The 24,535-nt window shown below is 64.6% G+C and carries 23 protein-coding genes and 1 riboswitch; of the genes, 14 read left to right on the top strand and 9 right to left on the bottom strand.

Annotated features, from left to right (window positions below):
• Positions 1-214 precede the first annotated feature (214 nt).
• Positions 215-943: a FadR/GntR family transcriptional regulator gene (locus OCL88_RS13860; RefSeq protein ID WP_021474541.1), complete on the bottom strand. Its 729-nt coding sequence runs from the start codon at positions 941-943 to the stop codon at positions 215-217.
• 337 nt (positions 944-1,280) lie between these two features.
• On the opposite strand from OCL88_RS13860, the gene OCL88_RS13855 reads away from it, so the two are divergent.
• The 7 genes from OCL88_RS13855 (at position 1,281) to OCL88_RS13825 (ending at position 9,549) form a co-directional block, all read left to right on the top strand.
• Positions 1,281-2,903, top strand: coding sequence for an ABC transporter substrate-binding protein (locus OCL88_RS13855; RefSeq protein WP_264962881.1), 1,623 nt, complete (start codon positions 1,281-1,283; stop codon positions 2,901-2,903).
• A gap of 105 nt (positions 2,904-3,008) precedes the next feature.
• A complete protein-coding gene (locus OCL88_RS13850; protein ID WP_031217275.1) occupies positions 3,009-3,965 on the top strand; it encodes an ABC transporter permease in 957 nt (318 codons plus the stop codon).
• A 3-nt stretch (positions 3,966-3,968) separates the two neighbouring features.
• Positions 3,969-6,086, top strand: a complete 2,118-nt coding sequence (locus OCL88_RS13845) for a dipeptide/oligopeptide/nickel ABC transporter permease/ATP-binding protein (RefSeq protein WP_264962880.1) — start codon at positions 3,969-3,971, stop codon at positions 6,084-6,086.
• Entirely contained in the window at positions 6,083-6,898 is an 816-nt protein-coding gene (locus OCL88_RS13840; protein WP_264962879.1) for an ABC transporter ATP-binding protein, read from the top strand. The genes OCL88_RS13845 and OCL88_RS13840 overlap by 4 nt, the downstream gene beginning before the upstream one ends.
• Positions 6,899-6,935: 37 nt before the next feature.
• Complete coding sequence (locus OCL88_RS13835) at positions 6,936-7,853, top strand: dihydrodipicolinate synthase family protein (RefSeq protein ID WP_264962878.1); 918 nt, start codon at positions 6,936-6,938, stop codon at positions 7,851-7,853.
• 30 nt (positions 7,854-7,883) lie between these two features.
• A complete protein-coding gene (locus OCL88_RS13830) occupies positions 7,884-8,852 on the top strand; it encodes an ROK family protein (protein WP_264962883.1) in 969 nt (322 codons plus the stop codon).
• Positions 8,853-8,862: 10 nt separating this feature from the next.
• Complete coding sequence (locus OCL88_RS13825; RefSeq protein WP_021474548.1) at positions 8,863-9,549, top strand: N-acetylmannosamine-6-phosphate 2-epimerase; 687 nt, start codon at positions 8,863-8,865, stop codon at positions 9,547-9,549.
• A gap of 108 nt (positions 9,550-9,657) precedes the next feature.
• Here OCL88_RS13825 and OCL88_RS13820 read toward each other — a convergent pair whose 3' ends face one another.
• Entirely contained in the window at positions 9,658-11,112 is a 1,455-nt protein-coding gene (locus OCL88_RS13820; protein WP_264962877.1) for a dihydrolipoyl dehydrogenase family protein, read from the bottom strand.
• Between the two features lie 110 nt (positions 11,113-11,222).
• Between OCL88_RS13820 and OCL88_RS13815 the strand changes: the two genes are divergently transcribed.
• The 4 genes from OCL88_RS13815 to OCL88_RS13800 all read left to right on the top strand — a co-directional run bounded on the left by OCL88_RS13815 (position 11,223) and on the right by OCL88_RS13800 (position 15,346).
• Positions 11,223-11,930 carry an ABC transporter ATP-binding protein gene (locus tag OCL88_RS13815; protein ID WP_166186833.1) on the top strand — a complete coding sequence of 236 codons (708 nt, stop codon included), beginning with the start codon at positions 11,223-11,225 and terminating at the stop codon, positions 11,928-11,930.
• The gene (locus OCL88_RS13810) at positions 11,927-13,963 is read left to right on the top strand and encodes a YhgE/Pip domain-containing protein (RefSeq protein WP_166186832.1); all 2,037 of its coding nucleotides are present in this window, start codon (positions 11,927-11,929) and stop codon (positions 13,961-13,963) included. The genes OCL88_RS13815 and OCL88_RS13810 overlap by 4 nt, the downstream gene beginning before the upstream one ends.
• Positions 13,960-14,625, top strand: coding sequence for a TetR/AcrR family transcriptional regulator (locus OCL88_RS13805; RefSeq protein ID WP_166186831.1), 666 nt, complete (start codon positions 13,960-13,962; stop codon positions 14,623-14,625). The genes OCL88_RS13810 and OCL88_RS13805 overlap by 4 nt, the downstream gene beginning before the upstream one ends.
• Before the next feature lie 100 nt (positions 14,626-14,725).
• Entirely contained in the window at positions 14,726-15,346 is a 621-nt protein-coding gene (locus tag OCL88_RS13800) for a hypothetical protein (RefSeq protein WP_264962876.1), read from the top strand.
• 21 nt (positions 15,347-15,367) lie between these two features.
• Here OCL88_RS13800 and OCL88_RS13795 read toward each other — a convergent pair whose 3' ends face one another.
• On the bottom strand, positions 15,368-16,282 hold the full coding sequence (locus tag OCL88_RS13795) for an EamA family transporter (protein WP_264962875.1): 915 nt from the start codon (positions 16,280-16,282) through the stop codon (positions 15,368-15,370).
• A gap of 72 nt (positions 16,283-16,354) precedes the next feature.
• Here OCL88_RS13795 and OCL88_RS13790 point away from each other — a divergent pair, with 72 nt between their 5' ends.
• Positions 16,355-17,287 carry a LysR family transcriptional regulator gene (locus OCL88_RS13790; RefSeq protein WP_264962874.1) on the top strand — a complete coding sequence of 311 codons (933 nt, stop codon included), beginning with the start codon at positions 16,355-16,357 and terminating at the stop codon, positions 17,285-17,287.
• A gap of 62 nt (positions 17,288-17,349) precedes the next feature.
• Here the strand turns inward: OCL88_RS13790 and OCL88_RS13785 are convergent, their stop codons facing one another.
• Positions 17,350-17,874 carry a SixA phosphatase family protein gene (locus OCL88_RS13785; RefSeq protein ID WP_062095224.1) on the bottom strand — a complete coding sequence of 175 codons (525 nt, stop codon included), beginning with the start codon at positions 17,872-17,874 and terminating at the stop codon, positions 17,350-17,352.
• A gap of 135 nt (positions 17,875-18,009) precedes the next feature.
• Positions 18,010-18,879 (bottom strand): winged helix-turn-helix domain-containing protein, encoded by an 870-nt coding sequence (locus tag OCL88_RS13780; protein WP_166187650.1) that lies wholly within the window; start codon positions 18,877-18,879, stop codon positions 18,010-18,012.
• 775 nt (positions 18,880-19,654) lie between these two features.
• Positions 19,655-19,808: riboswitch (cyclic di-AMP (ydaO/yuaA leader) on the top strand.
• Positions 19,809-19,813: 5 nt separating this feature from the next.
• On the opposite strand from OCL88_RS13780, the gene OCL88_RS13775 reads away from it, so the two are divergent.
• Positions 19,814-20,653: a hypothetical protein gene (locus tag OCL88_RS13775; RefSeq protein WP_264962873.1), complete on the top strand. Its 840-nt coding sequence runs from the start codon at positions 19,814-19,816 to the stop codon at positions 20,651-20,653.
• Between the two features lie 96 nt (positions 20,654-20,749).
• Here the strand turns inward: OCL88_RS13775 and OCL88_RS13770 are convergent, their stop codons facing one another.
• From OCL88_RS13770 to upp, 4 genes are read right to left on the bottom strand one after another with little or no spacing between them, the layout of a single operon-like run.
• On the bottom strand, positions 20,750-22,141 hold the full coding sequence (locus OCL88_RS13770) for a pyridoxal phosphate-dependent decarboxylase family protein (protein ID WP_264962872.1): 1,392 nt from the start codon (positions 22,139-22,141) through the stop codon (positions 20,750-20,752).
• A 38-nt stretch (positions 22,142-22,179) separates the two neighbouring features.
• Positions 22,180-22,884 carry an HAD-IA family hydrolase gene (locus OCL88_RS13765; RefSeq protein ID WP_166187644.1) on the bottom strand — a complete coding sequence of 235 codons (705 nt, stop codon included), beginning with the start codon at positions 22,882-22,884 and terminating at the stop codon, positions 22,180-22,182.
• A gap of 34 nt (positions 22,885-22,918) precedes the next feature.
• On the bottom strand, positions 22,919-23,296 hold the full coding sequence (locus OCL88_RS13760; RefSeq protein WP_021474805.1) for a VOC family protein: 378 nt from the start codon (positions 23,294-23,296) through the stop codon (positions 22,919-22,921).
• 47 nt (positions 23,297-23,343) lie between these two features.
• Positions 23,344-23,979: a uracil phosphoribosyltransferase gene (gene upp, locus OCL88_RS13755; protein ID WP_021474806.1), complete on the bottom strand. Its 636-nt coding sequence runs from the start codon at positions 23,977-23,979 to the stop codon at positions 23,344-23,346.
• A gap of 22 nt (positions 23,980-24,001) precedes the next feature.
• Here upp and OCL88_RS13750 point away from each other — a divergent pair, with 22 nt between their 5' ends.
• Complete coding sequence (locus OCL88_RS13750; protein ID WP_264962871.1) at positions 24,002-24,514, top strand: nucleoside deaminase; 513 nt, start codon at positions 24,002-24,004, stop codon at positions 24,512-24,514.
• The last annotated feature ends 21 nt before the right edge of the window (positions 24,515-24,535 follow it).

The following is a 24,535-nucleotide window of genomic DNA, read 5'->3' as shown; positions in this document are numbered from 1 at the left end:
CACGATCACCCCGGTCACCGCAGCCTAACCCACCCCTACTTTCGTATTAGTTGGGGAAATAGGGAGTTGGGGAATTAGGGGAAGTAGGGAATTGGGTGGCGGGGCAGGGAGTTTGGGGGCGGCGGGTGGGGGCGTGGCTTGGAACCCGCGGAAACGGCAAGGGCCGCCGTCGTACTTGAACAGAAGTACGACGGCGGCCCTTGGGTTCGGCGCGTTACTCGCCCACGGCCTCGCTGATGCGGCGGCGGATACCGTCGAAGTGGCGGTTGAGCAGTTCGGCTGCGAGGGGCTTGTCCCCGGCTGCCACGGCCGTGTAGATGTCGCGGTGCGTGGCTGCGGTCTTGACCAGGTCCTCGTTGCCGGCGCCGATCTCCACATGGATCTTGCGGTAGACCTTCCAGAACACGCCCATGAGGTTGATGAGGAGCTCGTTGTTGAGGGGCTCGAACAGCCGGCGATGGAACTCGGCGTCGGCGGCTACGAAGTTCTCGCCCGAAGCCGCCAGCTCCTCCATCTGCTTGACCGTTTCCTCAATGGAGGCCAGCTGCTCGGGGGTCATGACGTCAATGGAAGATGCGATCAGGCCGGACTCCAAGGCTTGCCGTACGTCTACCAGCTGCAGGGCTTCAAATCCCTGATGCCGCAGGGAGAGGCGGCCTCGGAACGTCAGCCCGTCCGCCAGGGCATCGAAGTTGCTCGGCGCAACGAACATGCCGAAGCCGTGGCGGATCTCGATCACACCCAGGGCCTGGAGCACCTTCAGGGACTCCCTGAGCGTGTTGCGTCCTACTCCGAGGGCCACGGACAGTTCACTCTCGGTGGGCAGGGGGTCACCGGCCTCGAGCTCGCGCTCGAGGATCAGTTCCATAATGTCCGACTGCAAAGCCCGCAGCCGCGCCTGTGCACTGAACCGCGCCTGCGGAACTACACCGGAAGTTGTCATGGCGCTCTCCTTGCCAAAGCAGTCACCGCTGCGCAGGCTGGACGCCTCCGCCGCCGGCAAGTGCGGGTGTTAATATTGGAGCGAGCTTAGCGCCCACTGCAGATTGAATGATTGCAACATACAATATCGGATGTCCCACCTCCGTGATAAGTATGCCGCGGAATTTCCTTGGAAGTCCGCTCCCGGGCCGTCGAACAGCCGTCCTCAAGGCCCTCCGGAACATCCTGGCGTGACCTGATTCTCACTTGACGTTCGTTGTGACCACCCTTACAGTTTCACTATGAGCATCGGACGTCCTACATCCGATAACCCACGATAAGTGAATTGTGAGGCCCCTATGAGCAAGACGATCAATAGCCTGCCGCTGGTCAACGACGCCAGCCGCAGGAACTTCCTGAAGCTGAGTGGAGCCGTCGGTGCCGCTGCTGCTTTCACCGCGACCCTTTCTGCGTGCGGCGGCGCCGCCAGCACCACGAGCAGCAACGCGACCAACACCGCTGCGGTCAATAAGGACCTCACCATCGAGGCTGGCATCTCCTACGCGCTCTCCACGGGCTTCGACCCGTTGAGCTCCTCCGGTGCCACGCCCATGGCAGCCAACCTGCACATCTTCGAAGGCCTCATCGAACTGCACCCGGCAACGCGCGAGCCCTACAACGCCCTCGCCGCAGCGGATCCCAAGAAGGTCAACGACACCACTTACCAGGTGACCATCCGCGATGGTGCCAAGTTCCACGACGGCTCACCGGTCACCACCGAAGACGTCGCTTTCTCCTTCACCCGCGTGATGGACCCGGCCAACAAGTCGCTGTTCTCCCAGTTCATCCCGTTCATCCAGGACGTCAAGCCCTTGGACGGGAAGACGGTCGAGTTCACCCTCAAGTACGCCTTCCCGGGCTTCGGACCGCGTATCTCCGTGGTCAAGATCGTTCCCAAGGCACTCGCCACTGACCTCAAGGCATTCGACGCCAAGCCGGTGGGCTCCGGCCCCTACAAGCTCGTTTCCGCCGTGAAGGACGACAAGATCGTCTTTGAAGCCTTCGCCGACTACAACGGCCCGAAGCCCGCCCTCGCCAAGGGCATGACCTGGCTGCTCCTCTCCGACGCCGCGGCCCGCGTGACGGCAGTCCAGTCGGGACGTGTCCAGGCGATCGAGGATGTCCCCTACCTCGATGTGGACGGTCTCAAGTCCAAGGTCAAGGTCGAGTCGGTGCAGTCCTTCGGCCTTCTGTTCCTCATGTTCAACTGTGCCAAGGCACCGTTCAACAACAAGCTGGTCCGCCAGGCCCTGCACTACGGCATGGACAAGGAAGCCATCATCAAGAAGGCCCTGTTCGGCAACGCCAAGGCCGCCAGCTCCTACTTCCAGGAAGGCCACCCGGATTACGTCAAGGCCAAGAACGTCTACGGCTACGACGCCAAGAAGGCTGAGGACCTGCTCAAGGAAGCCGGCGTCACCAACCTCGAATTCGAACTCCTCACCACCGACACCGCATGGGTCAAGGACGTCGCTCCGCTGATCCTCGAATCCTGGAACAAGCTCCCGGGTGTCAAGGTCACCGTCAAGAACCTCCAGTCCGGTGCTTTGTACACCGACCGTGTGGGCAGGGGCGACTACACCGTGGTTGCCGCCCCGGGTGATCCGTCAGTGTTCGGCAACGACGCGGACCTGCTCCTGAGCTGGTTCTACTCGGGCAGCACCTGGATGGAAAAGCGTGCCTTCTGGACCACGCCCGAGCGCACCAAACTCCAGGAGCTCATGGACAAGGGCTCGCAGGCCTCCGGCGATGCCGCCAAGAAGACCGTCGGCGAAATCGTTGACCTCGTCTCCGAAGAAGTCCCGCTGTACCCGATCTTCCACCGCCAGTTGCCCAGCGCGTGGGATGAGAACAAGCTCAGCGGCTTCCAGCCCCTGCCCACCACCGGCGTGTCCTTCATCGGCGTCGGACGTACCGCTTAGTCGGTCCCCCACCGTTGCGGGGCCCGCCTTGCGTCCCGGGTTCCCCTCCTGGGCCGCAAGGCAGGTCCCGCAACCCTGCTGTACCTCTACCAACCGGAGAATAAATTGGTCACGATATTGCGTCTGCTTGGCCGCAGACTTGCAGCATTGCCATTGATGATCCTGGGCATCACGTTGCTCGTCTTCCTCGTCCTGCAGGCCGCTCCCGGCGACCAGGCAAGCTCGGCCCTCGGCGATGGTGCCAGCGAAGAAGCGAAGCAACAGTACCGCCAGGAAAACGGCCTCAACGACCCCCTGTTCCTGCAGTACTTCCGATTCCTCGGCAAACTCCTGCAGTTCGACCTCGGCGTCACCACCCCGCCGGCGAAGTCCGTGGCCTCAATGATCGGGTCGGCCTTCCCACTGACACTGCAACTGACGTTCCTTGGCGTGCTGATCGCGATCGTGGTTTCCCTGGTCTTCGGTATCCTTGGCGCCCTCTACCGCGACAAGTGGCAGGACCAGCTGGTCCGCGTGTTCTCCATCGCCGCGATCGCTACCCCGTCCTTCTGGCTCGGCATCCTCCTGATCCAGTGGTTCGCGCTTGGCAACAACCCGATGTTCCCCTCGGGCGGTATTGCGACGCCGGAATCCGGCTTCGGCGGGTGGCTCAACTCGATGGCCCTTCCGGCCCTCGCGCTCGGCATCCCGGTCTCTGCCTCACTGATCCGCGTGGTCCGGACCTCCATGGTGGAGGAACTGGACCGGGACTACGTCCGCACCGCGATCGGCAACGGTGTTCCCTACCGCGAGGTGGTCTCCAGGAACGTGCTGCGCAACGCGCTCGTCACCCCGGTGACCGTGCTGGGACTGCGCGTGGGTTACCTGCTGGGTGGCGCCGTCGTGATTGAAATGATCTTCGCCCTGCCCGGCATGGGCCAGTTGATCCTCAACGGCATCACCAACCTTGACGTCAACCTCGTCCAAGGCGTGGTGCTCACCATCTCTGTCACGTTCGTTCTGGTGAACATCGTGGTGGACCTTCTCTACCTGCTCATCAACCCCCGAATCAGGACGGTATAGCTCATGCGCAGCAAGCTCGCAGAACGGCTAAGTGCCCCGGGCATTCGTTTCAAGGCCCTGCCCTGGGGCTCCCGTATCGCCCTGCTCTTCCTCATAGTGATTGCCGTCGCCGCCGTCTTCGCGCCGGTACTCGCTCCGCACGATCCGCTGGAAACCTTCATTCCGGCCACTCCCCCGGGTGCGGAACACTTCTTCGGCACTGACCGGCTCGGCCGCGACATCTTCTCCCGCCTGCTCTTCGGTGCGCAGTCGTCGCTCATGATCGGCCTCGGCGCTGTTGGCCTGGCCATCCTGGTGGGCGCCCTTCTCGGCTCGCTCGCCGCGACCTCCAGCAAGGCCGTCAACGAGGTCATCATGCGGATCATGGACATCCTCATGGCGTTCCCGGGCATCGCCCTTGCCGCCGTGCTGCTGGCCGCTTTCGGTAACTCGGTCCCCACCATCATCATCGCGATCGCCATCATCTACACCCCGCAACTGGCTCGCGTTGTCCGTGCCAACGTCCTGGCCCAGTACGGCGAAGACTACGTCCGCGCCGAACGGGTGATCGGGGCCGGTCGCTTCTACATCCTGGTCAAGCACATCGTCCGCAACACCGCCGCTCCCGTGCTGGTGTTCGCCACGGTGATGGTGGCCGATGCCATCATCCTGGAAGCCTCGCTGTCCTTCCTCGGCGCCGGCGTGCAGGACCCCGCTCCGTCCTGGGGCAACGTGATCTCCTACGGCCGCAACCTGGTGCTTTCCGGCGGATGGTGGGCCACCACGTTCGCCGGCCTGACGATCCTGCTCACGGTGCTCTCCCTCAACATCCTGGCCGAGGGCCTCACCGACGCGATGGTCAACCCCAAGCTTCGCAAGGCTCCGGCGGTCAAGGACGACGACGGTTCCACCGCCGCCGTCGCAACTGCCGTGGACACCGAGGTGGCCACCTCCCCGGCCCAGCCGTCCGTGGTTGAAGAACACGAGCTCGACGCCGTCCGGGCCGCATCCGGTGACGGCGTCACTGACGCGTTCGGCAAGGCAGCGGTGCTCACCGACGCACGGACCGCCGTCGTCAATCCGCACGTCCTGCTGGACCGCGAACTTGAACTCCTCGCCTCGATCGAAGCGAAGCGCACCGACCGCCTCCCGCAGGTGCCGGCAGGCGCACGCAACGTCCTGGAGGTCAAGGACCTGTCCATCCGCTTCCCCGGCCGCTTCGGCGACACCGCGATCGTGGACAACGTCTCCTTCACCGTCCGTGAGGGCGAGACGATGGGGCTGGTCGGTGAGTCCGGCTGCGGCAAATCCATCACCTCGCTCGCGGTCATGGGCCTCCTGCCGAAAACGGCCCGCATCAGTGGTTCCATCAAGTTCGACGGCAAGGAACTGCTGGATCCGAAGACCGGGCACAGTGATCCGAAGGCCTACGTGGGATTGCGCGGTGAACAGATCGCCATGGTCTACCAGGACGCCCTGAGCTCCCTGAACCCGTCCATGAAGATCAAGGAGCAGATGGAGCAGCTCACCAAGCGCGGAGGCCGCAAGACTCCGACCGAGCTGCTGGAAATGGTGAAGCTGGATCCTGTCCGCACCTTGGCAAGCTACCCGCACGAGCTCTCGGGCGGCCAGCGACAGCGCGTGCTGATCGCCATGGCCCTGTCCCGTTCGCCCAAGATCGTGGTGGCCGACGAGCCCACAACGGCCCTGGATGTCACCGTCCAGAAGCAGGTAGTGGACCTGCTCAACGAGTTGCGCGAGCAATTGGGCTTCGCCATGGTGTTCGTCAGCCACGACCTCGCTTTGGTCGCTTCCCTCGCCCACCGCATCACGGTCATGTACGCCGGGCAGGTGGTGGAGTCCGCGCAGGCGTCGGAGCTCCTGCAGAACCCGAAGCACGAATACACCCGTGGCCTGCTGGGTGCGGTGCTGTCCATCGAGGCCGACGCCGCCAGATTGCACCAGATCCCGGGAACCGTGCCGTCGCCACGCGACTTCGCCACGGGTGACCGGTTCGCCGCCCGCTCGCTCAGGCCCGACGCCGACCCGCACCAAAAGCTGGTCCTCACGCCTGTCGCTTCGGCCAACGGTGAGGACGCCGACCACTACTGGGCCAGCCACTTGAAGGAGGACGCAAAGTGAGCGAATCACTTCGCCAAGATTCCAAGCCCGTGATCGAGCTTAAGGACGTCAAGGTCTACCACCATGCGCGGACCGGCGGGTTGTTCCGGCCGAACATCGTCAAGGCAGTGGACGGCGTAGACTTCACCATCAGCCGCGGCGAGACCGTGGGCATCGTCGGTGAGTCCGGCTGCGGCAAGTCGACGCTCGCCTCTGTGCTGGTCGGACTGCAGCCCCCGACGTCGGGCAAGGTCCTGTTCCACGGAAAGCCGGCCATCAAGCGCAACGCGGCCATGCGCAAGGAGTTCGGCCGTTCCGTGTCCGTGGTTTTCCAGGATCCGGCGACGGCACTGAACCCGCGCATGAACATTCAGGACATCCTCACCGATCCCCTGCAAGTCCACGGCATCGGCACCGCATCGAGCCGTGCGGCAAAGGTCAAGGAACTGCTGGCGCTGGTTGGCCTGCCGCAATCGGCAGCCGAAGTGACGCCGTCGCAGGTTTCAGGCGGCCAGCGCCAGCGTGTGGCGATCGCCCGCGCACTGGCCTTGGAACCGGACATCATCGTTGCCGATGAACCGACCTCCGCGCTCGATGTGTCAGTGCGTGCACAGGTGTTGAACCTGCTCTCCGACCTGAAGACGCAGTTGAACCTGGGCATGGTGTTCATTTCCCACGACATCCAGACCGTCCGCTATGTCTCGGACCGGATCTGCGTCATGTACTTCGGCAAGATCGTCGAGCAAGGAACCGCCGCGCAGGTGTTCGACAACCCGAGCAACGACTACACCAAGAAGCTGCTGGGCGCCGCGCCAAGCCTGCTCCACATCTAGTTTTTCCCCTCACAAGTTACAAGCAACGGAGATTTCTGTGTCCACTCAGTTCCAGGGCGTCATTCCCCCGGTCATCACCCCCCGCCACGCCGACGGCAACGTCGACACCGACTCGCTGAAGAACGTCACCAAGCACCTGATCGACGGCGGTGTGTCCGGACTTTTCGTCCTGGGCTCCTCCGGCGAGGTCCCCTACCTGACCAACGCCGAGCGTGAACTGGTGGTCTCCACCATCGCCGACGCCAACGCCGGAGCCGTCCCGTTGATCGTGGGCGCCAACGAGCAAACCACCAACCGCGTCATCGAGGAAGCCCGGAAGGTAGTGGACCTCGGCGCCGACGCGATCGTTGTCACGTCCATGTACTACGCGATCGGCAACGTCGCTGAGACCGAAACCCATTTCCGCAGCATCCACGAGGCCATCGACAAGCCGATCTTCGCCTACGACGTGCCCGTCCGCACCCACTTCAAGCTGCCCACCGACCTCCTGGTCCGGCTTGGCCGCGACGGCGTGATTGCCGGCGTCAAGGACTCCTCCGGCGACGACGTCTCCTTCCGCCAGCTGCTGCTGCAGGCCAAGGACATCCCCAATTTCGATATCTTCACCGGACACGAAGTGGTGGTGGACGGCGCACTCCTCGGCGGCGCACAGGGCGTTGTTCCCGGCCTCGGCAACGTTGACCCGGCCGGCTACCGCCGCCTCTTCGATGCCGCACAGGCTGGAGACTGGGCCCTGGCCGCGCGGGAACAGGACCGTCTGGCCGATGTGTTCGAGATCGTCTACACCCCCAACGGCCGCGTTTCCGGCGGCGCTGCGGGCCTGGGCGCTTTCAAGACCGCCCTGCAGGTGATGGGCATCATCGAGTCCAACACCATGAGCCAGCCCATGCTGACCCTGAACGACGCAGAGGCCGCCGCGATACGCGCCATCCTGGAACGCAACGGGCTGGTCTAGTCCTCAATGACCGGTTCGATGACCGCTTCCATGACCCACGTGATCGGCGTTGACCTCGGCGGTACCAAAACCGCCGCCGGGGTTGTGTCAGAGTCCGGGGAAGTATTGATGTCGGACACCATTCCGACGCTGAACCGGACCGGTGGCGAAGCAGTCCTGGATGCCACCGCAGCGCTGGTTTCGGGCTTGGTTGAGCGCGCTGCCGACGCCGGACTGACAGTGTCCGGCGTCGGCGTCGGCTCAGCGGGAGTCATCGACGCCGCAGCCGGGACCGTGGTCTCCGCAACGGATGCCATCCTGGGCTGGACCGGAACGAAGCTGGTTGCAGGGCTCTCCGCCCGGGTGGGACTTCCGGTCCGGGCCGTCAACGACGTCCATGCACACGCCCTCGGCGAGGCATGGCTGGGCGCAGCCGCAGGCACCGACAGTTCCCTCATGGTCGCCTTCGGTACAGGCGTGGGCGGCAGCTTCGTCCTGAACGGCTCGCCGCTCCTGGGACACCGTTTTGTTGGCGGCCATGTGGGGCACTTCGCGTCCCCCTACGCCGTAGTGGACGGAAATCCGCTGCCCTGCGTGTGCGGTGGCTTCGGGCACGTGGAAGCCGTCGCTTCCGGGCCCGCCATCCACGCGGCGTACCTTCGCTTCGGCGGCCCGGCGTCGGAGGCGGCCGATACCCGCGGCGTGTTCGCGATCGCCCAGGATAACCACGACGCCGGTGCCGGCGCCGCTCACGGTGCAGTGGTCGCCGCGGCCCGTGCCGCCGTCGGGCTCGGTGCCAAAGCGGCCGGGCAAGCCCTGGGCGGCCTCATCAATATCCTTGACCCGGAAGTCGTGGTGGTGTCCGGCGGCCTCGCCGACGCCGGGGAGCTTTGGTGGACGCCCATGGAGGCCGCCCTGCGGCAGGAACTCCTTGCCCCGCTGGCTTCCGTGCCCGTGGTTCGCGCCACCCTGGGTAACACGGCGGCGGTCGTCGGCGCTGCGAAACTCGTACTTAAGTAAGGAAGGGACCATGATCCTCACCGCCGAAGGCCTCGAGGCCCTCCGTTCCCAGCTGATCGTTTCCTGCCAGGCCTACCCCGGCGAACCTATGCGCGATCCCCGCACCACCGGCCAGGTGGCCGCTTCGGCGGTCATTGGCGGTGCTGCGGCCGTTCGCGTCCAAGGGTTGGCAGACGTGCAGTTCACCCGCGCCGCCGTCGAGGTGCCGGTAATCGGACTCTGGAAAGACGGCCACGACGGCGTCTTCATCACCCCCACCCTCCGTCATGCCCTTGCCGTGGCGAATGCCGGCGCGCATGTGGTGGCCATCGACGGGACTCGGCGTGCCCGGCCGGACGGCTTGTCCCTGGCAGAGACCATCGCCGGTATCCACGCCGAATCCCATGCCTTGGTAATGGCCGATTGCGGCTCGTTCGATGACGCGGCCGCTGCCGTCCAAGGCGGTGCAGACCTCATCGGAACCACCCTCGCCGGGTACTCCGGCGAGCGCCCCAAGACCGACGGGCCGGATCTGGCGTTGCTGGCGGAAATCACGTCGGCGAACCTGGGCAAGCCGCTCATCGCCGAGGGCCGCATCCATACACCTGCCCATGCCCGGCAGGCCCTCGATGCCGGCGCCTTCGCGGTAGTGGTCGGCACGGCCATCACCCACCCGGCGTCCATTACGGGCTGGTTCACGGGTGCGATGCACGCGTAGCACCACAATTTGCTCAATCATTAGCCGCATGCCGTTCCCGCACCCCCGCAGTTATAGGGGAAGCCAGGGTTCACACGGGAATGATTGAGCAAATTTCGCGGTCGCCGCTTAGAGCCCGTACTTCTCCAGCAAGCGCAACCACACTTCGCTCATGGTGGGGAAGGCCGGGACGGCGTGCCAGAGTCGGTCAAGGGGCACCTCACCCACAATCGCGATGGTTGCGGCGTGCAGGAGTTCAGCTACCCCGGGACCCGCGAAGGTTGCGCCCAGAATGACCCGGCGGTCCTCATCGACGACGATCTGCGCCCAGCCTTTGTAGTCGGGCGAGTAGAGCTGCGATCCGGAGACGTTGATGGGCAGTTCGACACCCGTGACGTTCTTTCCGTCCAAGAGTGCCTGTTCAAGGCTCGGGCCTACGGAGGCAACTTCGGGGTCCGTGAACACAACGCTCGGTACAGCGTGCCGGTTGGCGGTTTGGGCCCACGGGCTCCAGGGCTTGGGCGTGCCATGCAGCTTGCCCTTGGCCCGCGCGACGATTGCGTCTCCGGTGGCGCGGGCCGCGTACTTTCCCTGATGAGTCAGCAGGGCCTTCCCGGCAGCGTCGCCCACAGCGTAGAGCCAGTAGCCGCTGGTGCCGTCGCTTGCGGGGCCGTCCACCAATCCGCTGACGTCCGTGGTCAGGGTGAGCTTCCCGTCATCGGATGAGATGCCGACATTTTCCAGGCCGAGGTTTGCCAGCGCGGGGTGCCTCCCGGAAGCGACCAGGAGTTCGTCGGCGCTCACTGTGGTCCCGTCGAACGTGAGGGTGAGTGACCCGTCGTCGTCCTTTTCCACCTTGTCGACGTCGGTGTGCAGGTGCACTGCCACGCCGTCCGCCCTGAGCCCGGCGAGGACCAGTGCGGCGGCTTCCTCCGGGTAGCTGCTGAGCAGGCGGCTGCGGGCGATGAGCGTGACCATGGAGCCGAGCCGGGCGAAAGCCTGGGCCAGCTCGACGCCGGCCACTCCCCCGCCGAGGACGGCGAGGCGCCTGGGTACCTTCTTGGCTGCGGTGGCTCCCCGGGTGGTCCAGAACGGAACGTCGGACAATCCTTCCACATCGGGGACCGTGGGGCTGGAACCCGTAGCGATGACCACGGCGTGGTGGGCCTTGAGCGCGTAGCTGTTACCGTCCAGGCCATCAACTTGGACTTCGCGCGGCCCGGTAATCCGTCCCCGTCCCCGGATGAGCTCAATGCCCGTGCTCTCAAGCCATTCCACCTGGCTGCCATCCTGCCAGTTGTTGGTGAACCAGTCCCGGTGTTTGAGGGCCGCTTCGGCATCCAGGACTCCGGTAATAGCCTCGGTTGCGCCGGGGATCAGCTGGGCTGCGTGCAAGGCGCTGCCGGGTCGGAGGAGTGCCTTGGAAGGGACGCAGGCCCAGTACGAACACTCGCCGCCCACGAGCTCGGCTTCGATCACCACGGCAGACAAACCGCCTTGCACCACACGGTCCGCGACGTTCTCTCCGACGGCGCCCGCTCCGATCACGATTACGTCGAATTCGCGGGAATTTTCGGCTGTCATGGGAGAAGCCTACGCCGGGAGCCGTCCGGTTGTGAGAGCGCACTATTTGAACTGACTGGTCAGTTTAGTTAGACTCGACGCAGACATCGTTACTCCGAAAGGCCCTGCCCGTGCTGTCTGCACAGCAACTTCACATCAACGGCCGGCGAACCGATCTCCTCCCGCCAACATCACTCGAAGCCAAGCGCGGCGAACTCCTCCTGGCTTCCGGCCAAGGACAGGAACAACGGACGGCCCTGGCGCTGGCCCTCAGCGGCCGGATGAAGCCGGGCAGCGGGACGCTGAGCTGGGACAACCAGCCAAAGACCAAGAAGATCCGGACCGCCAGCGCCCTGGTGGACTCCCCCGGCGTCAACGAACCGGAACAGCACCTCAGCGTCCGCGACCTGGTCACCGAGGACCTGGCGCTCATCCCGCGCCGTTACCGCGGCGCATTGCTCAGCAAGCCATGGCTGAAGGTCAACCGGTTCGAGGACATTGCCGGACTCTGGATTGAACAGCTACCGGCCGGGCGCCGCTTGGAACTACTGACCGCCCTCGCACTGGCCGATCCCGCCGTGGACCTCCTGGTGGTCGACTCACCAGACCGCCATAGTGCCGACCCCGCCGCGTGGTTGCCTCGACTTCAGGCGTTGGCCTCCGACGCCGGGCGGCCGCTCGCCGTCGTCGGGATCGTTTCAGCCCTTCCGGACAACTGGACAGGCCCCGCAGCGGTGATCGGCAACTCGGTCCGGCGCCCGGCCGAACCGGAGGCAGAGCCTGCACCCGAAAACACCGAACCTGTTCCAACCCACCACCTCCAAAGGACTACATCGTGACTGTTCTGCGGCTCGCCCGCTCCGAACTCAAGCGCATGACCGGCGGGCTCCTGCCCAAGCTGACCATCCTCGCCCTCACCATGGTTCCCTTGCTGTACGGAGCCGTGTACCTCTACGCGAACTGGGATCCGTACGGAAACCTGGACCGGATCGACGCTGCCTTGGTGGTGGAAGACAAGGGCGCCACGTCACAGGACGGCGCGGAACTGCAGGCCGGCAAGAAAGTGGCAGACAACCTGGTGGACGGGCACGTCTTCAACTGGAAACAAGTCGCCAACGCCGAGGAGGCGGACGCCGGGGTCAAGACCGGCAAATACGCCTTCGCGTTGCGGATTCCCGAGGAATTCTCCGCGAACCTCGCCTCTCCCGGCAGCTTCGACGCCGCCAATCAGGCAATGCTCCACGTCACCACCAATGACGCGAACAACTACCTCCTCAGCACCATCGTGGACAAACTCACCACCGCGGTGCACTCCACCGTGGCCAAGGAAGTAGGCGAGGAAACGGCCAACCAACTCCTCACGGGCTTCGGCACCATCCACGCCTCCATCGTCAAAGCCGCCGACGGCGCCGGGGAACTCGCTGACGGCGTCGGCAAGCTCCGTGATGGCGCTGCAACCCTTCACGCCGGCACCACGGAGTTGGCTACCGGTGCCGACCAGCTGGTTGACGGCCAGACGAAACTTCGTGACGGCGCCAACCAGCTCAACACCGGAGCCGGCCAACTCAGTTCCGGGCTCAACGAATTGCAGAACAAGACCGCCACGCTCCCGGCCGATTCGCGCAAACTGGCCGACGGTGCCGCCCAAGTAGCCGCCGGGAATGCGCAGCTGAACGCGAAGGTTCAGGACGTCGTCGGGCAGTTGGACGCAGCGGACAAGGGCTTGCGAAACCGTGTTGTGGAGTCCAACTCCAAGCTGGTCGCGGCAGGTATTCTGACGCCGGAACAGGCAGCCAAGGTCCTGGCGGAGTTCGACGCGGCAGCGGCTTCCGGTCCGGTGTCGGACGCCAGGACGAAGATCGCCCATGACGCGGCCAAGATCCAGCAGCTCTCCGACGGCTCAGCCGCAGTGAGTGCCGGCGCCGCGAAACTCGCCGCAGCAACGCCTGCGCTGACGGACGCCATCGGCAAGGCCTCCGCAGGCGCGGACCAGCTCAGCACCGGTGCATCCACCCTGGCAAGCGGCCAACAGGCCGCGCTGGACGGAGCCACCAAGCTCGACGGCGGCGCACACCGGCTGGATGACGGCGCCGGACAACTCGCCACCGGAGCAGTGACGGCATCCGATGGCGCCGGCACCCTGGCCTCTGAACTGTCCAAGGGCGCAGGCGACATTCCGAACCCCAATGACGAACAGAAGAGCAACGTTTCCAAGGTGATCGCCGACCCCGTGGCGGTGGACAACGTCTCCCAGGCCAAGGCGAGCTCCTATGGGGCGGGCCTGGCGCCCTTCTTCCTCACCCTTGCCCTCTGGATCGGCGTGTTCATGCTCGTTCAAGCCATGCGACCCATCACCCAACGGGCGCTGGCGTCCAATGCCCGGGCATGGAAAATCGCCGTCGGTGGCTGGCTGCCGTTCTTCGCGGTGTCCGTCCTGCAGGCCACCCTCCTGACGCTCGTAGTGAACCTGGGCCTGGGACTGAACCCGGCACACCCCGTGGGCACGTGGCTGTTCATGCTGGCCGCGGCGATGGCATTCAGCGCGATCATCCAAGGAATCGTGGCCTTCCTGGGTACGCCGGGCAAGTTCGTGGTGCTGATCCTGCTGGTCCTTCAGCTGGTGTCCTCGGGGGGCACGTTCCCTTGGCAAACCACGCCGATGCCGCTGCACGTAGTCCATGAAGTCCTGCCGATGGGTTACGTGGTCACCGGTATGCGGCACCTGATCTACGGTGGCGAACTGACCATGATCTGGCCAACGGTACTGGGCCTCCTTGGCTACACTGTGCTGGGAGCAGTACTGTCCACCCTTGCAGTCCGCAAACATAAGACGTGGACCCTCAAGACGTTGAAGCCGGAGATCGCCGTATGAGCACCCCAGAGGCCGCACGGGCCCGCGCTGTCACCGTCCGGGCTGCCGACATCACGGGTGCCACCGGAAAGAAGCTACGTCCCGAGCGCACCAACGCCACCAAGCAGCGTCTTTTCGAGGCCTCGATGGAACTCATCGGAGAACGCGGAGCAGCCGGCGTGACGGTTGACGAAATCGCGGCCGCAGCCGGAGTCTCCAAGGGAACGGTCTATTACAACTTCGGCAGCAAGTCGGACTTGATCGCCCAGCTCCTGCGCCACGGAGTGGACATCATGCTCGGACGCCTCCAAGCCATTGAAGGGCAGGTTGCGGACCCCCTGGACGCCATGACCAACATGGTGGAGCAAGCCATGGAGTTCATGGACGACTATCCCTCCTTCGCGCGGCTGTGGGTCAGCGAAAACTGGCGCGCTCCCGGTGAGTGGAGCGCGGTGTTTGCCGAACTCCGGGGCGAGCTTCTGGCCGTGATCGGGTCGGCCGTAGACCACGTGGCGGGCGACTATCCTGTTGACCAGAGCATTGCCCGGGGAAGCCTGGAAGCGGCCATCCTCGGTGCCATCTTTGTGGTGGGACTCGACCGGCAAACCTACAACCCGGAACGAACCCGCGGGCAAAGCGTGGCCGCCGTGATGACCATCATGCACGGGTACGTGATCAAATAGCCCTGCCGTTTAACCCGCAGACACCCCGCTTCCATGAACGGTACAGAACTGCAATCTACGACGGCGTGGCGTAGCGGCTTGGTCGGCGATGATTAACCCCATGCGTCACATGGGGAACAGTGGAAAGCTCGCGATCGTAGCCGCTTTCGTCTCCCTCGGGCTTTTGGTGTTGGCCGCAGTGGTCCTTGAAGAGGTCGTCCTTTACCTCTTCCTTGGCGCCGTCCTCACTTGTTACCTGGCCTCGCTGGTCCAGGTCTTCAACCGACGCCGCTACCTGGTTGTCCTTCTGGCCGCGGTGGGCACCACGTTGTTCATCGGGTTCGGCATAGCCTTCCTCCGGATGTGGGGGCTGGCATTCAACCAGGATTCCAACGCCATGGGCAGTGCCGTCAGCAGCCAGGACTCGGACATTTACTTCTACCTCGCCGCCGTTGCCGGCGTGGGAACTGTGGCGGTCCTGTTCCTCGGCGCCGTGATGCCGTCATTTGGCTCGCGAACGGCTGCTACAGCTCCCGCCAAGCGGCCGGCCCCTGTTACCAAGCGGCCACCGGCCCAGCGGAAACCAAGCCCGCCAACGGCCCAACGGGCACCCGCCCAGCGAAATCCGACCCCGCGCCCGGCCACCCAAGCCAAGCGCCCCGCTCCCCGCAAGCCAACGACGCCTGCCAAGCGCCCGGCGTCGAACGCTTCCACCCAGCGCAAGCCTGCCACCAAGCGCTAGCTGCGAGGCCCGTCCTGCGCCCTAGCGCGGAATCTTGAGGCGTTCACCGGACCTGACAACGGATCGTTTGCGGGGCACACCCAGCACAGCCGTCGCCACGCCAAGGAGCAGGACCAGGCCGCCCAGGATCTCGGCTGCGGTCGGGACTTCGCTCAGCACCAACCACGCGGCGGTCATCCCCACCACCGGAACCAGCAGCGTGAACGGCACGACGTCGGAACTTGGGTAGAGCGTCAGCAGCCGGTTCCAGATTCCGTAACCAACCAGGGATGCGAAGGCGGCCGTGTACACCGCGCTCAGGATGGTTGCCGGTTGCAGGTCAACAATGGTTTCCAGCACCGCGTCCGGACCGTCCACCGCAAGGGACAAAGCCACCATCGGCAGAGGAACCACGGCCCCGGACCACACCACCAAGCCCAAGCCGGACGTGGCTTTTGAGTGCCGGGCCACCACGTTTCCAACCGCCCAGGACAAAGCGGCGGCCAGCACGATCATGAGCGGCAGCACCGGAGCCACGGCACTCCGACCCAAAGCCACTACACCCAAGCCGACAATGCCCAGGACCACGCCCACCATCTGCCTCCGCGTCGGCCGCTCACTCAGGAACCGTCCGGCAAGCAGGATAGTGAAAAGCACCTGCGCCTGAAGGACAAGCGAAGCCAGCCCCGCCGGCATGCCCAGCGCCATGCCCAGGTACAGCAGCCCGAACTGCCCTGCGCTCATAAAGAGCCCGACGCCGAGAATCGCCTTCCAGCCCACGTCAGGTTTGCGGATGAAGAAGATGCAGGGAAACACCACCAACAGGAAACGAAAGGCTACGAACAACAACGGGGGCACGTCCCGCCCGTCGGGGTGCAGGCCGAGGTCAATGGCAACGAAGTTGATGCCCCACAGCACGGCAACGAGCACTGCGAGCAAGGAATGACGAAGGTTCACAAGTCCACTCTTACGTTCATTTCAATGAAGCACCAGCGTTGAATTCGGCACGAGACAATGTAGATTTGCTTCATGATCGGTATCTCCACGCTCCGGGCCCTGGTTGCGGTCGATCAGCACGGGTCCGTGGTGGCCGCATCAGAGGCAATGGGTTACAGCCCGTCCGCCGTTTCGCAGCAGATCAAGAAGCTTGAGAAGCAGGCCGGAGTCGCAGTGCTCGAACGCAACGGGCGCGGGGTACTCCTTACCGAACGTGGTGTAGCCCTGGCCGGATACGGTCGGCGCATTCTGGGCGAGCTCGAGGAATTGCAGGCAACCCTGCTGGCGGATCCGGAGAAGCCGTCCGGCACACTCCGGCTGGTGGCCTTCTCGACAGCCTGCCGCGGCCTGGTGGGCCCCATGCTGGGACGGATCGCGACTACCAATTCCGAGCTGGAGGTCAGCGTGCTCGCCGAGGACCCGCGCGAGGCCATCCAACGCGTTGCAACCGGCGAAGCCGAGCTCGCGGTAGTCCACAACTGGAACTCCGTGCCACTCGTGATCCCGGAGAACATGGCCCACGAAGACCTATGCCTCGACCAGGCCGACGTCCTGCTCAACGTCAGCCATCCGCTGGCGGCGAGGACCGCCGTCGAACGCCTTGACCTGTTGGACGAAACGTGGGTGAGCACTCCGGCGGGAGCCATCTGTAACGAGGCCCTACTGCAGATCTTCGCTGGTTTGGGCCGCGTGCCGGATATTCGAGTCTACGATCCGGACTTTTCGACGCACATCGCCATGGTTGAACAGTCGGTGGCCGTGGCGCTGGTCCCCCGGCTGGGCAGGCCGCCACTTCCGGCGGGCGTTGTTGCCGTCCCGGTAGTGAATCCCGTACAGCAGCGCGCCGTAGGGATCGTGTACCGCAAGACCATGGCAGCGAGTCCCAACATCCGCCACACGGTTCGCCTTCTCCGGGAGGTGGCCGCCGCTGAAGAGCTCCCCGCGGTCCCGACTGACTCGCAGTAGTGGTTGCCAAAAGCGCTGGGAACAACCCCTAATGCCAGCCAGTTGGGGTAAGAGGCGGGGGGTTAGTGGCGCGGCACCTTGAAGTGGATCAAACGCGCGTCTTGCCCGTCGAGCTCAGCCCAAGGCTTCTCCGTCTCCAGCACGGTCAAGGCGCTGGTCGGGTAGCGGGTGGCGGCATCCATGTAGGCGTCGTGGTCCGAGTCCCGGGAAGCCAGCCGCATGGCAAGGTCCTGCACGCCCGGCATGTGGGAGATCACCATCAACGTAGTAACTGTGTCCGGTACGTGGTTGATGACCGCGAGCATCTCTGTGGCCGAGGCTGCGTACAGCCCGTTCTCGAGCTTGGGCGTAGGAGCTTTTTCGCCCAGTTCATCGCAGATCCACGTGCAGGTCTGGCGCGTCCGGAGCGCCGAGGAACACAGGATGAAATCAGGGACCACCTTGTGCTTCAACAACCATTTTCCGGCCAACGGGGCTTCGCGGTGCCCGCGTTCCTCGAGGGGGCGTTCATGGTCGGGCACGCCCACGGGCCAGTCCGCCTTGGCGTGGCGCATGATCACAAGCCGTCTCAGGTGGTGGTCGCTCATCCAAATACCTTATAGCCGCGGCAGGCAGATGCTCACTGACCAGACAAAACGAAAGGCGGCACATTCCCTCAGCGCTGTGGTTACTCGAGTGAGCACTGGCGCAGAGGGATGTGCCGCCTCCCGGCAGTCACAGGATCAGATCGAGTATTCCGGAGCGGCCCAGACGATGACCTCGGGGTGCTCGTAGAAACGGTAGCCCTGGCCGCGGACTGTGCGGACGGTGTTGGCGAGGCGGCCCAGCTTGGAGCGGAGACGACGGATGTGGACGTCGATGGTGCGCTCGTTGGGGACTTCCTCGGCGTTCCGCCACAGGCCTTCGAGGAGCTCGTCACGGCCCACCGTGCGGGTGCCGTTCTCCACGAGGTAGTTGAGGAGTTCGAATTCCTTGAATGTCAGGTTCAGCGATTCGCCGTCGAGGTGGACTTCGCGGCGGGCGAGGTCGATGAGTACACCGGACGGGCGCGCTTCCTGCTGGGGCGCCGGACGTGCGGCTTCGGTGCGCTGGCGTGCGGCGACGGTGGGGTCACCGAACGTGGAACGTACGACGTCGAGCGCGGACCCGGGTGCGCTGGCGGGAGCAACGGCGACGGCGGCATAGCTTTCCGCGCCGGTCACGAGCGACTGGGCGTAAGCACGGATTTCCTGGGCCAGCTTGGCAATGGAGGTCCCGGCAGCAGCTGCGGTCTCTTCGTCAATGCCCATGTAGAGCACGAATCCGCGGGCTACGTTGTCGTTGGCCACGGGCCGGAGACGCTCGGACTGGGCCACCACCGGAGTGGGTGCCGTCATGGCTGCGGGCTCGGTAGCGGCAGGCACGGCGCGCAACTGTCCGTAGGAGTTCGGGTTGTAGCCCTGGGGAACGTAGCCCGGAGCCTGCTGGGCAGCAGCCTGGGCACCGGGTGCGTAACCGGGGCGGTTACCGAAACCGGGGCGGAGGCCGGCGTTGGAAGCGGCCTTGTTGGCGTTACGGACGGAGATGTGGACGTATCCGGATGCAACTGACATGGAGTGCTTACCTCAAAAGTGAATAGCCGTCATCGCGGCTTCGAATGCTGGTGTCCCCGCAATGAGTTTGGGGAGGGGCGCCCAACGGTGGGCTAGGGGGCGAATGCCTGAAACTTTTCTGGGGTGGGAAGTTAGGCTTGCATTCGACAACAGCGGGACTCGTCGCCAGCGGGTGTGCTGGAGAAGATTGCTGCGGCTGCAGGTGCTGTTGAGTTCTTGTTCACATTGGAAGTGTGCAACGTAACAATGGCAACACGCAAGTAACAAAGGGCGGAAACGTCCACATTCTGAGATAAGCGCGAGTATTGTGCCGCAAATCACAATTCAGCGGATTGCAAAAATGAATGCGGTTTTGTTCGGTCAAGGGCAGAAATAATGCGTTCTGACTGAACTTTCTTCGATCAATGGGACATGATGCCCCTCTGGATTCCCGCGAGCGCCCGACCAGCGGAATCTCACGATCTGAAACGGATGCTGTCCAATCGAAGCGGACGCCAAGCTCGTTATTCAGGCTTCCAATCTGCTAGAAGGCTTCGACTGCCACCTGCGAACCCCTGGGCAGCTCAGTGCCCCGATGATCGCGGCGCCGTGGCACATCCTGACCCGCACTTCCTTAGGGCACATCCCAAGCGCGGCGAATCCGGCAAGGCGACGCACCGGCGTCGTGATCTCTGTTACCTAAATGTGACTTTCGCTTGAACCTCCTGTACCGTCGAACGAGTGGGTCGCCCCAACATTGGCCCGCACCCGGGATGCGCCGAGCTCTGCCACTTCCCGGAGTTCCGTTCTGATTTCGAGGCAGAGACGGGGGACCCAGAGTCTCCGGGCCAGGCATTGCGCCGGCCCTTGGGGTGAAGCCGCAGCTACACGCGCGGCCGGATGACCTCATCCGAACCCGACAGCTAACTCCGCAGGCGCTGAGAGGTAATCACGCATGTCTGAATTCAAGGATCAGTCGCGCCATGAGGCGCGTCACCGTGACGAGAACAACGCTCACCTGACCAAGTCGCAGAATGTCCTGAAGAACGCTGCCCGCCAGGGCAGGACCGGCCACCGCATGTCGGTAGCAGCCGGCGTCGTCGCAGCCGCGCTGGGCGTTGCATCGCTCGGGCAGGCCGCAAACGCCGCGTTCAACCTTCCGGAGATGAGCCAGGCAGCACAGACCCAGGCTTCGGTCCAGGTGGACCCGCAGACCCGCGAGAACGCTGCCGCTGAGGCCGCTGCCCAGGCTGAGGCCGCCAAGCGCGCCGCTGCTGAAAAGGCCGCAGCTGCCAAGGCCGCCGCCGAAAAGGCTGCTGCGGAGAAGGCTGCCGCCGAAAAGGCTGCAGCTGACAAGGCCGCCGCCGAGCAGGCTGCTGCTGCCCAGGCTGCCGCTGAGAAGGCTGCAGCCGACGCCGCCGCCAAGGCCGCTGCGGACAAGGCTGCTGCAGAAGCTGCTGCCGCCGCTGCCGCCCCCAAGGCCGTTGACGATCCTGCCGCTGCGAAGGCCTACGCTGCCAGCATCCTGGCCAACTACGGCTGGGGTCCGGGTGAAATGACCGCCCTGAACACGCTGTGGGAAAAGGAATCGAACTGGCGCACCACTGCCACCAACGCTTCCAGCGGTGCTTACGGCATTGTCCAGTCGTTGCCGGCCGGCAAGATGGCTTCCGCCGGTGCTGACTGGCAGACCAACTACCAGACCCAGATCAAGTGGGGCCTGAACTACATCAAGGAACGCTACGGTTCGCCGTCGGCAGCCCTGGCATTCCACCTGGCCAACAACTGGTACTAAACCCGGACGTTGCCTGAGAAGCCGCTCCCGTTGCCCCCACACGCACCAGTACCTACTGGAGCGGATGGCGGAAACGGGGGCGGCTTTGGCGTTTAACTAGGCTTCGGGTTCCTGCTCCACCGCAGCGCGTACGGCTGCGATGGACGCCGCCACATCCGCGTCGTCCGTGGACCAGTTGCTGACGGAGATCCGCAGGATATCCCGGCCCTGCCAGGAAGACCCTGACATCCATACGGCGCCTTCTGCCATGAGCCGCTGGGTGATCCTGCGCGTACGTTCGTCGCTCCCGAAAGTCACCGAGACTTGCGTGAACACCACGTCATTGAGCACTTCCACCCCGGGGATCGAGGATAGGCCGTCAGCGAGCGCCCGCGCGTTCTCGGCCAGCCGCTCCACCATGTCGATGACACCGTTCCGGCCCAATTGGCGCAGGGCAGCCCACACCGGAATACCGCGGGCGCGGCGGGACATCTCCGGAACTTTCTCGAAAGGATCCCCCGGCCCGGCATCCGTCGCTATCAGGTAACTCGTATGAACGCTGAAGGCCCGCCTCATGGCTTCGGGGCGGGCCACGATTGCCAGACCGCAATCGTAAGGAACGTTGAGTGTCTTATGGGCATCGGTGGCCCAGGAATCGGCGAGCTCCACACCTGCCAAGCGTTCCCGCAGTTTGGGACTCGCAGCCGCCCATAAACCAAAGGCGCCGTCCACGTGGACCCACGCACCACGGTCGCGGGCCACGGCGATGGAGTCAGCCATGGGATCGAAGGCACCCGAGTGCAGGTTGCCCGCCTGGAGGCATACGATCGCCGGGCCGGGTTGCTCTCCCATGGCGTCCTCCAGCGCGTCGGGCAGGATCCTGCCTTCCCTGTCTGCGTCCACGGGAACGCACGACCCCAAGCCCAGATACCTCAAAGCGAGGTCAACCGCAGCGTGCCGCTCCCGCCCAGCAAACACCGTGATCCTCGGCGCCCCGGACAGGCCGAGGCCTTCCAAGTCCCAGCCGGCCTCGTCCATCAGGTGCTGCCTTCCCGCGGCAAGCCCGACGAAGTTGGCGGTCGTGGCGCCCGTGGTGAAGCCGACGTCGGAGGTAGCGGGCAAGTGCAGCAAGTCAAGCAACCAATCGGCCGCAGATTCCTCGATCGCTGCCGCCGCCGGGGTGGCAAAACGCAGGCCTGCGTTTTGGTCCCACGCGGAGACAAGCCAATCCGCCGCCATGGCAGCCGGCAAAGTGCCGCCCATGACCCAGCCGTAGAAACGTCCGGACTGGATGGCCATCAGTCCCGGTTCGGCCAGTGCAGCCAGCTCATCAACGACGGCGGCGGCATCGGCAGGTTCGTCGGGGAGCCGCGGCAGGATGCTTGCGGCGACCTGGTCGGCGTCGGACTTTGGGCGGACTGAACGGGTGGGCACCGACGCGAGCCAATTGGTGGCGTGCACCATGGCACGCTCCAATGCAGCACCGTATGCCTCCGGCAACGCAGACATGCGCACAGCCTACTCCCGCCCGGCCGGGTGGAACAGGGCTAGAACGTGAGCGTGATGACGTGGCCGCCGTCGTCGTGCCTCACTGCCTCCACGGTCACCGCCGAGTAGTCGGGAATCCGCCACATGCCAGGCTCCAGTTCCGCTTGGTGCGCGGCGGCCTTGCCTACCACCACTGTCCGCATCCCGGCGGCCCTTGCTGCGGCAATGCCTGCGGGTGCGTCCTCGAAAACCACGACGTCGGCCGGTTCGGCACCGAGCAAGGCCGCGGCTTTGAGGTATCCCTGCGGATGCGGCTTGCCGCGTGTTACGGCTTCGGCGGTGACCGCCGTCGAAGGCATGGCGAGTCCGGCGGCCTGCATGCGGATATCGGCGAGGATGCGGTCGGCCGAAGTGACCAGTGCGATGGCCTCGTCCGGAAGAGCTTCGAGCAGGGCCTCAGCTCCCGGCAAGGCAATGATGCCGTCTGTACGGTTGCGTTCCATCTCGCCGAGTTCGGCGGTGAGGGCAACGACGTCGGCATCCGCCGGGGCGTATCGGCGCACCGTGTCGCCGGCCTGGACGCCGTGGGAGGTCCGCAGGATCTCGGTGTAGTCAAGCCCGTAGCGTTCTGCGAACTCCAGCCAGACCTGCTCTACTACGGCCGTCGAATCCACCAGCGTTCCGTCCATGTCGAAGAGGACGGCGCGAACGGTGAGGGTTTGCCGGGTTTGTCCCGGACCGGGCTGTGCGGCAGGAAGGATCATGGTTCCATCCTGCCGCACAGTGAGCCTGCGTTGGTTACCCGTTGGGCCGCTGCGGGAGGTACTGCACCGCCCACTTATTGCCGTCGGGGTCGGCGAAGTACACAAAGTGGCCCCAGTCCTGGACGTCGACATCGCTGACGTCCACCCCGTTGGCCTTGAGCTGTTCATGGGCCTTGTTGATGTCCGCCACCACCATTTGAAGGCTCGGAGCGGTGCCCGGAGGTGCGTCCGACAACCCTTCCCCGATGGCGATGGAGCACGCCGAACCCGGAGGAGTGAGCTGGACGAAGCGGACGCCGTCGGAAGGTCGTTCGTCGTAGTCGGCGTTGAAACCGACCTTGTTGACGTAGAAATCCTTCGCGCGATCGACGTCGGACACGGGGACAAACACCAGTTCAAGTTTCCAGTCCATGCGCCACAGGCTAGCGGGGCACGGCGGAAAGTAGTAGGGGTCTTTGCTTAGCCGGCGATCCCGTACAAGCGGTCGCCCGCGTCGCCGAGACCGGGGACGATGTACGACTTCTCGTTGAGTTTCTCGTCAATGGACGCCAGAACAATGTTGACGTTGGCGTCGGCGAGTTCCTCTTCCAGCTTGGCCAGACCCTCCGGAGCGGCCAGCAGGCAGATGCACGTGACGTCCGAGGCTCCACGCTTGAACAGGAACTTGATGGCCTCGCGCAGGGTGCCACCGGTTGCGAGCATGGGATCCAGGACGAACACCTGGCGCCCTGTCAGGTCCTCGGGGAGACGCTCGGCGTAGGTGATGATGTCAAGGGTTTCCTCGTCGCGGGCCATGCCCAGGAAGCCGACCTCGGCCGTCGGGACCAACTTGGTCATGCCTTCGAGCATGCCGAGTCCGGCGCGGAGGATGGGGACAACCAACGGGGTGGGCTTGGTGAAAGCGGTGCCGATGGTCTTGGTGACCGGGGTTTCAATCTCCACCGGTTGGGTCTTGACCTCGCGGGTAGCCTCGTAGGCCAGGAGGGTCACGAGTTCTTCGGTGAGCTGCCGGAAGACCGGTGAGGGGGTGTTCTTGTCCCGCAGTACGGTGAGCTTGTGAGCGACCAGCGGGTGGTCCACGACGAGTGTGCGCATCCCCCAAAACTATCATTGAGGCATGAGCCCTACCGAGCCGTATCACGCAGATCACTTGGCATGGATGGGCCTTGCCCTGCATGAAGCACGGCGCGCCTTGGAAACCGACGATGTTCCGATCGGGGCTGTCATCCTGGGGCCCGACGGCGGCGTGCTGGGTTCCGGCCGGAATGAACGGGAGGCGCACGGGGACCCCACCGCGCACGCCGAGGTTGTGGCTATTCGGCAGGCGGTCGCCGCACTGCGCCGGCGGGCTGCTGAATCCGGAGCTGACGGCGACGGATGGCGGCTTGAGGATTGCACGCTCGTGGTGACCTTGGAACCGTGTGCAATGTGCGCCGGTGCAATTGTCCTTGCCAGGATTCCGCGGGTCGTGTTCGGCGCGTGGGATGAGAAGGCCGGGGCCGTCGGATCGGTGTTCGACATTCTCCGTGAACGCCGCCTGAACCACTGGGTGGAGGTCTACGCGGGTGTACGCGAGGAAGAATGCTCAGCTTTGCTGAGGGACTTTTTTGCCGCTCACCGGGTGCCCTGAACGAGGCCGTCCGCCCGCGAG

The organism is Paenarthrobacter sp. PAE-2 (assembly GCF_026013155.1).
GTDB lineage: Bacteria > Actinomycetota > Actinomycetes > Actinomycetales > Micrococcaceae > Arthrobacter > Arthrobacter ureafaciens.
This window is presented reverse-complemented; position numbering and strand designations above follow the sequence as displayed.

What these genes read in the sequence shown, in the direction of transcription:
- OCL88_RS13860 (WP_021474541.1), bottom strand. Translation starts at nt 943, where the DNA reads ATGACAACTTCCGGTGTAGTTCCGCAGGCGCGGTTCAGTGCACAGGCG.
- OCL88_RS13855 (WP_264962881.1), top strand. Translation starts at nt 1,281, where the DNA reads ATGAGCAAGACGATCAATAGCCTGCCGCTGGTCAACGACGCCAGCCGC.
- OCL88_RS13845 (WP_264962880.1), top strand. Translation starts at nt 3,969, where the DNA reads ATGCGCAGCAAGCTCGCAGAACGGCTAAGTGCCCCGGGCATTCGTTTC.
- OCL88_RS13830 (WP_264962883.1), top strand. Translation starts at nt 7,884, where the DNA reads ATGACCCACGTGATCGGCGTTGACCTCGGCGGTACCAAAACCGCCGCC.
- OCL88_RS13825 (WP_021474548.1), top strand. Translation starts at nt 8,863, where the DNA reads ATGATCCTCACCGCCGAAGGCCTCGAGGCCCTCCGTTCCCAGCTGATC.
- OCL88_RS13820 (WP_264962877.1), bottom strand. Translation starts at nt 11,112, where the DNA reads ATGACAGCCGAAAATTCCCGCGAATTCGACGTAATCGTGATCGGAGCG.
- OCL88_RS13805 (WP_166186831.1), top strand. Translation starts at nt 13,960, where the DNA reads ATGAGCACCCCAGAGGCCGCACGGGCCCGCGCTGTCACCGTCCGGGCT.
- OCL88_RS13800 (WP_264962876.1), top strand. Translation starts at nt 14,726, where the DNA reads ATGCGTCACATGGGGAACAGTGGAAAGCTCGCGATCGTAGCCGCTTTC.
- OCL88_RS13790 (WP_264962874.1), top strand. Translation starts at nt 16,355, where the DNA reads ATGATCGGTATCTCCACGCTCCGGGCCCTGGTTGCGGTCGATCAGCAC.
- OCL88_RS13785 (WP_062095224.1), bottom strand. Translation starts at nt 17,874, where the DNA reads ATGAGCGACCACCACCTGAGACGGCTTGTGATCATGCGCCACGCCAAG.
- OCL88_RS13780 (WP_166187650.1), bottom strand. Translation starts at nt 18,879, where the DNA reads ATGTCAGTTGCATCCGGATACGTCCACATCTCCGTCCGTAACGCCAAC.
- OCL88_RS13775 (WP_264962873.1), top strand. Translation starts at nt 19,814, where the DNA reads ATGTCTGAATTCAAGGATCAGTCGCGCCATGAGGCGCGTCACCGTGAC.
- OCL88_RS13770 (WP_264962872.1), bottom strand. Translation starts at nt 22,141, where the DNA reads ATGTCTGCGTTGCCGGAGGCATACGGTGCTGCATTGGAGCGTGCCATG.
- OCL88_RS13765 (WP_166187644.1), bottom strand. Translation starts at nt 22,884, where the DNA reads ATGATCCTTCCTGCCGCACAGCCCGGTCCGGGACAAACCCGGCAAACC.
- OCL88_RS13760 (WP_021474805.1), bottom strand. Translation starts at nt 23,296, where the DNA reads ATGGACTGGAAACTTGAACTGGTGTTTGTCCCCGTGTCCGACGTCGAT.
- upp (WP_021474806.1), bottom strand. Translation starts at nt 23,979, where the DNA reads ATGCGCACACTCGTCGTGGACCACCCGCTGGTCGCTCACAAGCTCACC.
- OCL88_RS13750 (WP_264962871.1), top strand. Translation starts at nt 24,002, where the DNA reads ATGAGCCCTACCGAGCCGTATCACGCAGATCACTTGGCATGGATGGGC.